Source organism: Bradyrhizobium sp. CCGB20, assembly GCF_024199855.1.
Taxonomy (GTDB): Bacteria; Pseudomonadota; Alphaproteobacteria; order Rhizobiales; family Xanthobacteraceae; genus Bradyrhizobium.
Genome location: NZ_JANADN010000001.1, coordinates 4,850,511 through 4,863,912 on the forward strand (window position 1 = coordinate 4,850,511; position 13,402 = coordinate 4,863,912).

General features: G+C 62.6%; 10 protein-coding genes. 6 read left to right on the plus strand and 4 right to left on the minus strand.

Annotated features, from left to right (window positions below; all coding sequences use genetic code 11):
* Positions 1–61 precede the first annotated feature (61 nt).
* Positions 62–601: a hypothetical protein gene (locus NLM15_RS22375; RefSeq protein ID WP_254119466.1), complete on the plus strand. Its 540-nt coding sequence runs from the start codon at positions 62–64 to the stop codon at positions 599–601.
* A gap of 118 nt (positions 602–719) precedes the next feature.
* On the opposite strand, the gene NLM15_RS22380 is transcribed toward NLM15_RS22375, so the two are convergent.
* Positions 720–1,790 carry a hypothetical protein gene (locus tag NLM15_RS22380; RefSeq protein WP_254119467.1) on the minus strand — a complete coding sequence of 357 codons (1,071 nt, stop codon included), beginning with the start codon at positions 1,788–1,790 and terminating at the stop codon, positions 720–722.
* 83 nt (positions 1,791–1,873) lie between these two features.
* Positions 1,874–2,431 (minus strand): hypothetical protein, encoded by a 558-nt coding sequence (locus NLM15_RS22385; protein ID WP_254119469.1) that lies wholly within the window; start codon positions 2,429–2,431, stop codon positions 1,874–1,876.
* Positions 2,432–3,113: 682 nt separating this feature from the next.
* Between NLM15_RS22385 and NLM15_RS22390 the strand changes: the two genes are divergently transcribed.
* The 5 genes from NLM15_RS22390 to NLM15_RS22410 all read left to right on the plus strand — a co-directional run bounded on the left by NLM15_RS22390 (position 3,114) and on the right by NLM15_RS22410 (position 10,998).
* Positions 3,114–4,133, plus strand: coding sequence for a TRAP transporter substrate-binding protein (locus NLM15_RS22390; RefSeq protein WP_254119471.1), 1,020 nt, complete (start codon positions 3,114–3,116; stop codon positions 4,131–4,133).
* A 15-nt stretch (positions 4,134–4,148) separates the two neighbouring features.
* Positions 4,149–6,038 (plus strand): TRAP transporter large permease subunit, encoded by a 1,890-nt coding sequence (locus NLM15_RS22395; RefSeq protein ID WP_254119472.1) that lies wholly within the window; start codon positions 4,149–4,151, stop codon positions 6,036–6,038.
* A gap of 24 nt (positions 6,039–6,062) precedes the next feature.
* Positions 6,063–7,712 carry an acyl-CoA synthetase gene (locus NLM15_RS22400; RefSeq protein WP_254119474.1) on the plus strand — a complete coding sequence of 550 codons (1,650 nt, stop codon included), beginning with the start codon at positions 6,063–6,065 and terminating at the stop codon, positions 7,710–7,712.
* A gap of 384 nt (positions 7,713–8,096) precedes the next feature.
* Positions 8,097–9,341 carry an autotransporter outer membrane beta-barrel domain-containing protein gene (locus NLM15_RS22405; RefSeq protein ID WP_254119476.1) on the plus strand — a complete coding sequence of 415 codons (1,245 nt, stop codon included), beginning with the start codon at positions 8,097–8,099 and terminating at the stop codon, positions 9,339–9,341.
* A 283-nt stretch (positions 9,342–9,624) separates the two neighbouring features.
* Positions 9,625–10,998 (plus strand): autotransporter outer membrane beta-barrel domain-containing protein, encoded by a 1,374-nt coding sequence (locus NLM15_RS22410; RefSeq protein WP_254119478.1) that lies wholly within the window; start codon positions 9,625–9,627, stop codon positions 10,996–10,998.
* Between the two features lie 73 nt (positions 10,999–11,071).
* Here NLM15_RS22410 and NLM15_RS22415 read toward each other — a convergent pair whose 3' ends face one another.
* On the minus strand, positions 11,072–12,049 hold the full coding sequence (locus NLM15_RS22415; protein ID WP_254119479.1) for a TRAP transporter substrate-binding protein: 978 nt from the start codon (positions 12,047–12,049) through the stop codon (positions 11,072–11,074).
* A gap of 39 nt (positions 12,050–12,088) precedes the next feature.
* Entirely contained in the window at positions 12,089–13,402 is a 1,314-nt protein-coding gene (locus tag NLM15_RS22420) for a TRAP transporter large permease (protein WP_254119481.1), read from the minus strand.

Below are 13,402 nucleotides of genomic sequence, written 5' to 3' on the forward strand. Positions count from 1 at the left end.
AAACGATCCGAGGTTTCAGCGAGAACGAGTTACGAATGGTTCAAATTTCTAGGAGGTAAACATGAGCCTTACTCGACGCTTATTTCTTTCAGCCGCACCTCTGGTGCTTCTCCCTACAGGGGCAAAGGCTGATCTCTACGATGACTACATTAACAGCAGTTCGAGACAGCCTTTCGTTTCATTTTTTGCTCGAGACGATACCTTGACGGGCCATGCGTTCGTGTCGGTTGGCACCGAACTCGATAATGGATTGACGGTCTACGAGGGAATTTATGGATATTATCCGGCCTCAATGGAAAAAAAGATCATGAAATTCCGAGGCACTGATCGGGGGATGATAACATTCAAGGAAAACGACTACCCCTCGGCGATCAGGTACAGGAAGAACGTCGACGACAGCACAAAGGCGAAAGCTCTAGCGGTATTCGACAAATGGAAAAGTGAAGATCCAAAATACAACGTGCTCGCAATGGGGGGAAAGAACTGTAATAGCCTCGCGAAAGAAGTGGCGCAGGCAATCGGAATCAAGGTTCCGTCAGATAACCCAGGCGCTACCTTCCCCGCCAATTACATCAGATTGATAAAGGAAGCGAACCCGTAAGAGGCGGTTTACGATTGTCAAGTCGGCTCGTCGGGACCAGCCGTTGAGAAATGGGCAGCGGCTCGAGGCGAGAGGGAGGTCGGCTCACACCCGAGTGCGAACCTAAGGCTTTGGACGCCTATTCATCTTGCCGGGCTCGGCAAATCGTTAGGGCCGAGGACCCGAGCGGATGGAATCGCTCGACCATCAGCGCAAGCTTCTCGATAGACGGAGCAGGCCGGACGACGAGCGGCACGGTTTTCCAACCTCCTGCGCCGATCGCCAAATTCCAACCGTGCCCATCCTCGACGATTGCTGCGTACATGCTTCTGTAAAGCGTCCCAGCGGTCAGGTGGGAGTAACGAGGCCCCGCGGCTTCGATAATGCGTGCCACGACGTGGGAGATGGCCTTCACTCCAAGGCGAGTCCACGGTGGGAGCGAGGCAGGAAACAGCGATTTGTCAGCAGCCGGAATGCTCGCTCGATATTCGACCCACTCCGACACCGCCGCTGACGCCAACTCATCAAGGCGCACCAAGCGTTCGCGCGACCTGTTTCGCCCGGCTGTCACGCCGTTAGTCGAGTGATCGGCGATGTCGAGGCCTACCAATTCGGCCACGGTAATTCCTGCAGCAAGAAGACAACCCAGAACAAGACCGCGTAATTCGAAGGGATTTCTTGATCCTTGCGCCTGCTGAAGACGGCACCTCTGCCACGAAATCAATGCGTCGACTTCCGCGCGCTTTATCGAATAGTTCGGCGGGATGGTGGTGTTTGCAGAGAAGGGAAGTAGCAGGGCGGGGTTATCAGTGCGAAGTCCCGCATTGACGAGAATTTGGATTGCAGTCCGAAGACTCCAGATGAGCCGATTCATTGATCGCTCATTGCGAGTCTTGGCACGCTCCTGGCAAAATGCGGTCAAATCCAAATGATCAGCACTAAGAAAATCCTTGTTGGTCCTACCCAAAAACTCCGAGAACCATGGAAGGATGATGGATATGTTATAAGCTTCAGCAGGACTAATCGAGGCTTTGACGGCTTCAATTATGACCTTAACTTGATATTCGATGGCCAACGTCATAGGCCCTCCAACACTGCCGTTGTCCATGACCAGCATGACGGGGATCATCGAGATATCGCAGGCGTTTTCGATTCCGAGCTCCGCGAACAACTCGAACTTCGGCGACATGGCCATCTTGAGGGCCTTCATCGTCCGGAGGCTGTTCGGTCCGTCGATGCCAAGAACCTCCGCGGCACCTGCTGACCCCAGCCTCCGAAACGGTCAAAAACGGATCAGAGCAGGGGGCAGAGGTTCCCGATCGCACGGTCAGCTACCGTGCGATCCAACGAACTTAACTTCCCATCTTTCGTCGAATAGCCGCGAGAACGTTCCGCGTCGAGCCGACGAAGGCCAGATGTCATCGCCATCAGGGGCGTCCTGCCGCGAAGGCCGGCGTGCGGTCGGATGTGGTAGACGTCCATAATGAAGTGCCAGATGAAGCGTTTGAGCTCCTTCATTCTCAGTGGCTTCGCGGGATTGTTTTCTTTCGCCTTCGGTCCTTTCTTGTTGCAGGCGTTCTTCGCTTCCGCACCACGGATCTTCCGCAGGAACGCCTTCAGGGTCCGGAAGAATCTCTCGACGAACGGCTTGTAGTCACCGCGGTAGACACCCGCGAATTGCTGGGTGATCAGCAGATCCGAAAGGAACGCTGACACGTCCTTCGAATGAAAGTCCTTGCCGTTGTCCATGACCAGCATGACGGGGATCATCGAGATATCGCAGGCGTTTTCGATTCCGAGCTCCGCGAACAACTCGAACTTCGGCGACATGGCCATCTTGAGGGCCTTCATCGTCCGGAGGCTGTTCGGTCCGTCGATGCCAAGAACCTCCGCGGCACCTGCTGACCCCAGCCTCCGAAACGGTCAAAAACGGATCAGAGCAGGGGGCAGAGGTTCCCGATCGCACGGTCAGCTACCGTGCGATCCAACGAACTTAACTTCCCATCCTTCGTCCCCGCATCTCAGGGCGACGAACGCCGACGGTTCCAAGTCGAACAGCGGACATTGGCTGCAGCCGCGTTACCAAGGAAGTCAGTCATGTACTGGCCTGCGGCTATCGCGGCCAGCGGCTCGGAGCCAGACTCAAAATGGCCGACAATAGACTCGGATTAGAAGAGAAGGTTCAGGAGCACCCAGCCCAGATCGCCATATCCATGATTCGCATAAGGTATATTATGGAATATATTTATATACAATCAGATCAGATATTTAGGCGGAATTCCTGCCACCGCGCCTTCGCTTGCCGTCCATTTTCGGTCTGCGCCTCGACCGTCGCCCCAGCTCGTGACGGCTACTGTGCATGGGGTTGTTTTTCAGATTTTGAATCGGCCGATGTCTCCGAAAGCCGATATTGCCGCGACGGTGTCCGGCTGCAATAAGCGAGACCTCGCGAGATCGCAGATGACCTTCAGGCCTTCCGTCCGTATAGGTTTGCATCTCAGAACAACAACAAACCTTCCGAGGAAGCAGACCCATGAGTTTTTCCCGACGCACGCTTCTCAAGGCCTCCGCCGCGACCGCGGTCCTGGGCGGTCTCAGTGCGCCCCATGTGGCCCGCGCCCAGAGCGCCGAGTTCACCTACAAGTACGCCAATAACCTGCCGGACACCCATCCGCTGAACGTGCGCGCCAAGGAGATGGCGGCGGCGATCACGGCCGAGACCAACGGCAAGTTCGACCTCCAGATCTTCCCGAACAACCAGCTCGGGTCCGACACCGACATGCTGAGCCAGATCCGGTCCGGCGGCGTCGAGTTCTTCACGCTGTCCGGCCTGATCCTGTCGACCCTGGTGCCGGCGGCGTCCATCAACGGCATCGGCTTCGCGTTCCCGGACTACGACACGGTCTGGAAGGCCATGGACGGCGACCTCGGCGCCCATGTCCGCGGCGAGATCAAGAAGGCCGGCCTCGAGGTCATGGACAAGATCTGGGACAACGGCTTCCGCCAGACCACGTCGTCGAGCAAGCCGATCACCGGTCCTGACGACCTCAAGGGCTTCAAGATCCGCGTGCCGGTGTCGCCGCTGTGGACCTCGATGTTCAAGGCGTTCGACGCCGCGCCCGCCTCGATCAATTTCAGCGAGGTCTATTCCGCGCTCCAGACCAAGATCGTCGAGGGCCAGGAAAACCCGCTGGCCATCATCTCGACCGCCAAGCTCTACGAGGTGCAGAAGTACTGCTCGCTGACCAACCACATGTGGGACGGCTTCTGGTTCCTGGCCAACCGCCGGGCCTGGGAAAAGCTCCCACAGGACGTGCGCACCGTCGTCGCCAAGAACATCAACGCCGCCGCCGTCAACGAGCGCGCGGATACCGCCAAGCTCAATGCCAACCTCCAGCAGGAGCTCGCGGCCAAGGGCCTGACCTTCAACCAGCCTGCGGTGGCGCCATTCCGCGACAAGCTGCGCACCGCCGGCTTCTATGCCGAGTGGAAGGGCAAGTATGGCGACCAGGCCTGGGACCTCCTGGAAAAGGCCGTCGGCAAGCTGTCGTAACGCGTTGGGGCCGTCATGGCTCATATCGAGGTTGAGGCGACCGGAGTGGAGGGCGAGGCGACTGTTCAGTCCCCTCGCCGATCTTCGTTGCTGGCCTCGCTGGAACGCATGCTTGGTCTGATCGTCGAGATTCCGGCGGCCATCCTGGTGGTCGCCGAGATCGTGATCCTGTTTGCCGGCGTGGTCGCGCGCTACGGCTTGCACCGGCCGCTGATCTGGTCCGACGAACTCGCCTCGATCCTGTTCCTGTGGCTCGCCATGCTGGGCGCGGCGGTCGCGTTCCGCCGCTCCGAGCACATGCGCATGACCGCGGTCGTCGCGAGCGCGAGGCCTGCGATGCGGGCCTGGCTCGACTTGGTCGCGACCTGCGCGGCGCTGGCGTTTCTGGTGCTGATCGTGTGGCCGTCCTGCGACTATGCCTATGAGGAAAGCTACATCACCACGCCGGCGCTCCAGATTTCCAATATGTGGCGCGCCGCGGCGCTGCCGGCCGGCATCTGCCTCATGGCGGCGTTCGCGCTGTTGCGGCTGCTGCGTGCGGCCGACTACCGGATGGTCGCGGCCGCCGTGCTGTCGGTCGCCGTCCTGATCGGCCTGTTCTGGCTGGCGGAGCCGGTCCTGCGGCCGCTCGGCAACATCAACCTCATCATCTTCTTTGTCGGCGTCGCCGGCTTCTGCGTCTTTGCCGGCGTTCCCATTGCGTTCGGGTTTGGCCTCGCCATCTACGGCTATCTGGCGCTGACCACGCGCACGCCTGTCATGGTGCTGGTCGGGCGGATGGACGAGGGCATGAGCCACCTCATCCTGCTCTCTGTGCCGCTGTTCGTGTTCCTGGGGTTGCTGATCGAGATGACCGGCATGGCGCGGGCCATGGTCGCGTTCCTGGCGAGCCTGCTCGGCCACGTCCGCGGCGGCCTGCATTATGTGCTGGTCGGAGCCATGTACCTCGTCTCCGGCATCTCCGGCGCCAAGGCCGCCGATATGGCCGCTGTCGCGCCCGTGCTGTTCCCGGAGATGAAGCAGCGCGGCGCCAAGCCCGGCGACCTCGTCGCGCTTCTTGCGGCGACCGGTGCCCAGACCGAGACCATTCCACCGAGCCTCGTGCTAATCACGATCGGCTCGGTCACCGGCGTGTCGATCGCCGCCCTCTTCACCGGCGGCCTGCTGCCCGGAGTCGTGCTCGCCATCACGCTCTGCATGCTGGTGTGGTGGCGCTACCGCCACGAGGACATGAGCCATGTCCGCCGCGCCACAGGAGGCGAGATCGGCAAGACCTTCGTCATAGCCCTGCCCGCGCTCGCGCTGCCTTTCGTGATCCGCTACGCCGTGGTCGAGGGCATCGCGACCGCGACCGAGGTCTCCACCATCGGCATCGTCTACGGCGCCCTGGTCGGCCTCCTCGTCTACCGCCGTTTCGACTGGCGGCGGCTGTTTCCGATGCTGGTCGAGACCGCGGCGCTGTCAGGCGCGATCCTGCTGATCATCGGCACTGCGACCGGCATGGCCTGGGGGCTCACCCAATCGGGCTTCTCGCGCTCGCTGGCGGCGGCCATGACCGGATTGCCCGGAGGGCCCATGACCTTCATCGCCGTCTCGATCCTGGCCTTCACCATTCTCGGCAGCGTGCTCGAGGGCATTCCGGCCATCGTGCTGTTCGGGCCGCTGCTGTTTCCGATCGCCCGTGCCGTCGGCGTGCACGAGGTGCACTATGCGATGGTGATCATTCTGGCGATGGGTATCGGGCTATTCGCCCCGCCCTTCGGCGTCGGCTATTATGCCGCCTGCGCCATCGGACGCGTCGATCCGGCCGAGGGCATCAGGCCGATCTGGGGCTATCTGCTGGCGCTGCTGGTGGGATTGATCATCGTCGCGATCTTCCCCTGGATCTCGATCGGATTCCTGTAAGGCGCGGCGTCAAGGAGGGTGTCGATGAGCGAGCTGCAGAACCAGTACAATATCGACCTCGACAAGACCCCCGCCAACTACGTGCCGCTGTCGCCGCTGAGCTTCCTCGCGCGCAGCGCCGCCGTCTATCCCAACCAGGTCAGCACCGTCTACGAGGGCCGCAGCTTCACGTGGCGCGAGACGCATGAGCGCTGCAAACGCTTTGCGTCCTGGCTCGCGAGCAGGGGTATCGGCGTCGGCGACACCGTCGCGGCGATGCTGCCGAACATTCCGGCGATGAACGAGGCGCACTTCGCCGTGCCCATGACGGGCGCCGTTCTCAACGCGCTCAACATTCGCCTCGATGCGCCCTCCATCGCGTTTCAGCTCGATCATGGCGGCGCCAGGATCATCCTGGTCGATCCGGAATTTTCAGGCGTCATCACCGACGTGCTCGCGCAGATGAAGGGGCCGAAGCCGCTCGTCGTCGACGTCGACGACGCCGCCTTCAACGGCGGCAAGCGCATCGGCGAGATCGAGTATGAGGCGGCGGTTGCGCTAGGCGATCCGGATTTCGCGGCGAACCCTCCGGGCGACGAATGGGACGCCATCGCGCTGAGCTACACCTCGGGCACCACGGGCAATCCCAAGGGCGTCGTCACCCATCATCGCGGCGCGTATCTCAACGCCGTCAGCAACATCCTCGCCGGCAATCTCGGCCAGCACCCGGTCTATCTCTGGACGCTGCCGATGTTCCATTGCAACGGCTGGTGCTTTCCCTGGACCATCGCGGCGGCCGCCGGCATCAATGTCTGCCTGCGCAAGGTCGAGCCGACCAGGATCTTCGAGCTGATCAAGCAGCACGGCGTCACCCACATGTGCGGCGCGCCGATCGTCTACAACACGCTGATCAACGCGCCCGATGCGCCGAAGGGCAGTGCCGCCCGCCGCGTCGTCGGCCTGATCGCCGGCGCTGCGCCGCCGGTCGCGGTGCTCGAAGGCGCAGAAAACATCGGCATCAAGCTCACGCATGTCTACGGCCTGACTGAAGTCTACGGCCCCGCCTCCGTCTGCGCCGAGCAACCCGGCTGGGACGATCTGCCCGCCGCCGAGCGCGCCGGCATGAAGCGGCGGCAGGGCGTGCCCTATCCGCTAGAGGAGGGCGTCACCGTCATCGATCCGCAGACGATGCAGCAGGTGCCGCGCGACGGCGAGACCATCGGCGAAGTCATGTTCCGCGGTAACATCGTGATGAAGGGGTACCTCAAGAACGACAAGGCGACGAAGGAAGCCTTCGCGGGCGGCTGGTTTCACACCGGCGACCTAGGCGTGCTCGACGAGCACGGTTACGTCATCATCAAGGATCGCTCCAAGGACATCATCATTTCCGGCGGCGAGAACATTTCCTCCGTCGAGGTCGAGGACATCCTCTACAAGCATCCGGCCGTGCTGTTCGCCGCCGTCGTCGCAAAGCCAGATCCGAAATGGGGCGAGGTACCCTGCGCCTTCGTCGAGCTGAAGGACGGCGCCAGCGCGAGCGAAGCCGAGATCATCGCCTTCTGCCGCTCGCATATGAGCGGCTTCAAGACGCCGAAGGCTGTCGTGTTCGGACCGATCCCGAAAACGTCCACGGGCAAGATCCAGAAATTCCTGCTGCGTAACGAGATCGGCTCGGCGAAAGCGATCTCGACCTGATTGATCGGGGCAGGCCTCGCCGGATTCCCGTGAAACTCCGGACACGGCGGGAAAAGATTTGAAAAAGACGCCTCCCCCTTTACGGTCCCATCGCATTGGGATCGCCGATTCTTGAACGGCGCAGCGCGCGGCCGGTCGCTGGCGCGGTTGGGGCGCATCATGCGATTGATCACGCGCGCAGCCGCATCCTTGCGTCTCGCGCCGCTATTAATGATTGGATTGCTGCCGGCCACCGCGAACGCGCAAGCCCCCGCGAAGACTCCTGCCAGCGCATCACCAGCAGCCCAGAACACCGCTCCATCGGCCTCGACCCAGACGCGTGTGGCGGCAGCCGATCCGGCACCATCGTCCCAGATTTCGACAGCAACGACCGTGAGCGCCGCTGTGACCAGTCCGGCCCCTGTTGCTTCAGCCGCGTCCGGCAGCAGCGCGGTGACCAGCGGCACGAGCTCGCCCGCCTCAGCCAGCACGACAGCGACTAATCCGCAAAGCTCTGCCACAACTCCAATCGCGGCCGCACCGACCGTTACCGCGAGCGTTGGCGTCGGCGCGGCGCTGTCAGCCGGTGGTCCGCTGGCGCTGTCGCAGGCAGAGACCGCGCAGGCCACGTTCCTGGCGATGACACAGTTCACGCAGACGCTGCTCGACCCCGCGATCGACGGCCGCGGAGCCGACGCGACACCCGCCCTGACCGATCAGGTGCTTCAGTCCTATGCGATGGCCCCGTCCGACCGAACGCGCGGCGGTGTTGGGCGCGATGTGTATGAAGCCTTCTACGGCAAGATGGGCCTTTCCAGCTCGTCCAACGCGCCGCGTTGGAATGTCTGGACCTCGGGGTTCGGCAGCTCACAAGTCTCGAGCAACAACGCGGCGCCGGGATCCAGCTCATCGAGCCGCATCTTTGCAACAGTGGTCGGCGCTGATTATTCGCTGTCGCCGCAAACGCGGCTGGGTTTTGCAATGGCTGGTGGCGGCACCAATTTCGCCGGCAGCAGCGGGAGCGGTCGCTCGGACCTCTTCCAGGCCGGCGCGTTCGCCCGCCATGCGATTGGGCAGGCCTATGTGGCTACGGCGCTTGCCTATGGCTGGCAGGCGATGACCGGCGATCATCCGGGCGTCGATCAGCTCAATGCCGCCTTCAATGCAAACGCCTATTCCGCCCGCATCGAGAGCGGCTATCGCTTCGCCACACCCTGGCTCGGCGTGACCGCCTATGCCGCGGGCCAATTCATGACCTTCAACTTGCCGACCAGCGCGGCCCAGCCTTCTTCTGCGAACGCGTTTGCCACGGCCCTTGGCAGCGATCGCATCAACGATAGCCGGAGCGAACTGGGCTTTCGTACCAGCACGTCGCTGGCGCTTCACGACGGCATCGTGAATCTGCGCGCACGTGTAGCCTGGGCGCATGATTTCACCGCTGCGGAGGCATTGCCGGCCGCTCTTAAGGCGCTGCCGGGACTGGGCTACGTCGCCAGCGGCGCCGCGCTGGCGCCGAATTCGGCGCTCGTCGGCGGTACGATCGAATTGAAATGGCTGAACAGCTGGGTTGCGGCCGGCACCTTCGACGGCGAACTCTCAAGCCAAGTGCGGTCTTACACCGGCAAGGCCACCATGCGCTACGCCTGGTAAATGTCCCACCGGCTCTCAGCCGCAGCCCTCGTCGCAATCACCCATATTGCATCGACATAGAGTCGCCGAGCGACGCGGACCTGTCAGGCGTTTCATCTCGAAACCGATCGTGCATATTCAACGACACCGGGACACGACAGGAAAAGATTGGAAAACGTTAGAGACGCATTTACGTTTTGCTCCAGTCGGATTCGCTGATTCCAGATGATTCGCCGCGCGGGCTGCGCGGCTGGCGACCGGCGCTGTTGGGGCGCTTCATGCGGTTGGTGTCGTGAGCGCGGACGTGCGTGCGCGTCTGTCGCTGCTGCTGTTGACGGCTGGACTGCTGCTACCCGGCGCGGCCGCTGCGGAGACGATGCGCGAGTTTGGCGCATTCGCGGGCATGCCGGCCTATGGGGCTGCCGGGCCGAATATGCCGGGCTATGGCTTCAACAATTTCGCCAATCCCGCGTTCGGCGGTGCTCCATTTGGCGGGCCGCAGACATCGACTTTCTCCGGCGCCTGGTTTGGCAATGGCGGCGGCGGTGGCGGCATGCAGCCGGGCTATGGCTGGAACGGCGAGCCACCCGGCCTTGCCGGCGAAGCCCGGTTCGGCATGCGGCAATCCTTTGGCGGCGGCGCTGATAGTGCCTCCCGACCCGAGACGGCGCAGGCCACGTTTCTGGCGATGACGCAATTCATGCAGACCCTGCTCGATCCCGCCATCGACGGCCGCAGCATCGGCCCGGCAGAGTTTGACGCAGAGCTCGCGGCCTACGCCGATCTCGGCAACGACCAGACGCATGGCGGGGTCGGACGCGAAGCCTATGGGGCGATCTACGGCAAGCCCTCGCTCGCGTCTGCGCACTGGAATGTCTGGGCCGCCGGCTTCGGCGGATCGCAGGTGTCGACCGGCGGCGGCTCCGCCAGCCGGAGCTTTGGCACGGTCGTCGGTGCCGATTATTCGCTGTCGCCGCAGACGCGGATGGGCTTTGCGCTCGCCGGCGGCGGCACTGGCTTTGCCAACAATTTGTCCAGCGGCCGCTCCGACCTGTTCCAGGCCGGCGCCTTCGTCAGGCATTCGGTCGGACCGGCCTATGTCGCGACGGCGCTCGCTTATGGCTGGCAGGCCATTACCGGCGACTATCAGGTGACGCCGGCCGGCTCCAGCCTTAACGCAGCAGTCAACGCCAATGCCTATTCAGGCCGTCTCGAAGGCGGCTATCGCTTTGCCATGCCCTGGCTCGGCATCACGCCCTATGCGGCCGCGCAGATCACCACCTTCCGCCTGCCCTCCAATACGGCGCAACCGGCCTACGCCGTCGACCGGTCTCCGGCGGCGCCCGGCGACGACGGTTTCACCGACACCCGTGCCGAGCTCGGCCTGCGCACGAGCACGTCCTTTGCGCTGTTCGGAAGCGTGATGAACCTGCGCGGACGACTCGCCTGGGCGCATGATTTCAGCGCGGGGCGGTCGATCCCGCCAGCGTTCCAGTCCCTCCCCGGTCAGGGCTTCATCGTCGGCGGCACGGCCTTGGCGCCGAATGCGGCGTTGACAGGCGTCGCGCTCGAGCTGAGAGACCTGAACGGCTGGTCGGCTTCGGCGAACCTCGACAGCGAAGTGTCGAGCCTGGTGCGCTCCTACACCGGCAAGGCCATCCTGCGCTACGCGTGGTGACCCTGCCTCAAGCTCGAGGGAAAGACGTCCGCCCGCACGCCGGACCGCGGCGAGGGAAAGCCCTCTCCCGTCCTTACATCTTCTTGTAGGCGTCGATCAGCGCCACGCCATCGGGCCCTGCCTTCTTGAGCCAATCGGCGGTGAGCTGATCGCCGATCTTCTGGAAGCCGGCCTTCAACGCCGGGCTCGGCGGTTCGACGGTCATGCCTTTGGCCTTGAGCTGATCGATGTACCAGGTGCTCTTGTCTTGCCAAGCCTTCCAGCCGCGGGTTTCCGCGGTTGCGGCGGCCTTGAGGATGGCCTCCTGGGTCGGCTTGTCGAGCGCGTCGAACGCGGCCTTGTTGACGAAGGTGTAGTCCTTCGGAATCCAGGCCTGCACATCATAGAAGTACTTGAGCGACTCCCAAGCCTTTGCATCGTAGCCCGTGCCGCCCGACGACATGAAGGAGTTCACAACGCCCGTCGCAAGCGCCTGCGGCAGTTCGGCGGCTTGGATCGTGACCGGCTGCGCGCCGACCAACTCGCCAATGCGCGCGGTTCCGACATTGTAGGCCCGCCATTTCAGGCCCTTCATGTCTTCGATCGACGCGAGCGGCTTGTTGACATAGACGCCCTGCGGCGCCCACGGCACGACGAACAGCAGCTTGAGGCCCTGTGCCTCGAGCTTCTTCGTAATCGCGGGCTTGGAGGCCTGATAAAGCTTCATCGCGTCCGGAAAGCTGGTCGCAAGGAACGGCACGACGTCGACACCGAACACGGGGTCCTCGTTCTCGTGGATCGACAGCAGGACCTCACCCATCTGCGCCTGCCCGGTCATGACCGCGCGCTTGATATCGGGCGCCTTGAACAACGAGGCGCCGGGATGAACCGTGATCTGCAGCTTGCCGGACGTGGCGGCTTCGACGTCCTTGGCGAAAGCGACCAGATTTTCGGAGTGCGGATTGTCGGCGGGATACGCTGCCGGCAGATTCCATTTGGTCTGAGCCAAAGCCGGCGTCGCGGCCAGCACGACGCCCGCAATCAAGGATGCGCGGAATAAACGTGACATCATCGAACTTCTCCTCACAGTCAATTTGAAAGCCGGGCGCGATCAGTCTGGGAAAGCAAGCTTGGGCAGGAACAGCACGATCTGCGGATACTCCGTGATGATGAACACCGCGGCCAGCAGCAATACGAAGAACGGGAATGCTGCCCGCGCCACGGTGAAGGTGTCGCGACCACTCATGTTCTGGAGCACGAACAGATTGAAACCCACCGGCGGCGTGATCTGCGCCATCTCGACGTGGATGATGAGGTAGACGCCGAACCAGACCAGGTCGAGGCCAGCCTGCCTGACCATCGGCAGCACGATGACGGCGGTCAGAACAATCATCGAGATGCCGTCGATCAGGCATCCGAGGATGATGTACATGATGCTCAGATACAGCGCGAGCATGCCCGGCGTCAGCTGCTGCCCCTGAACCCAGGTGGCGAGTGCGGCCGGAATGCCCGTATAGGCCATCGCAGCCGTGGTATAGGCGGCGCCTGCGAGGATCAGCATGATCATGCAGGTCAGGCGCGTCGCGCTCATAATGCTCTCAAGAAAATTCTTGCGCGTGAGCGTGCCGCTCCACCATGCCAGCAGAAGCGCGCCGCTGACGCCCCAAGCGGCACACTCTGTTGCCGTCGCAAAACCCAACACGAGCGAGAGGAAGACAGCCAGGATCAGCAGCAGGCACGGAACGAGCTTGGCGGATTCCTGCAGCTTCCGGCGAAACGACATCGGCGGATCTCGCGGCGGAATCTTGCTGGGGTTCAACAGCGACCAGATGATGATGTAGCCCGAATAGAGCACCATCACGAGTGCGCCCGGAAGGAAGCCGCCGAGGAACACCTGAAGCACGGACACATTCGCCGTCACGGCATAAACGACCATCGGGATCGACGGTGGAATTAACAGGCCGAGAGTGCCGGAACCTGCCAGCGAACCGAGACTGAGCCCCTTGTCGTAACCGCGCTTGTCGAGTTCGGGCAGCGCGATCTTGCCGATGGTCGCGCAGGTCGCGGCCGAAGACCCCGACACCGCCGCGAAGATGCCGCAGCCGATCACGTTGACATGGGTCAGCCGTCCCGGCAGCCATTGCACCCAGGGCGACAGGCCGCGAAACATCTCCTCCGACAATTTGGTGCGGAACAGGATCTCGCCCATCCAGATGAACAGCGGCAAGGCGGCCAGTGTCCAGGACGAGCTTGCGCTCCAGGTCGTGGTCGCAAGCACGGAGCCGAGCGGCAGGCTCGTGGTCAGCGCCATCGCCACGAAGCCGACGAGACCCAGTGAGACCGCAATCCAGATGCCGCTTCCCAGCAGCAGAATCATGACGCCGAGCAGGATGAAAGACAGCTCGATCATGCCGAGATTGGCCAT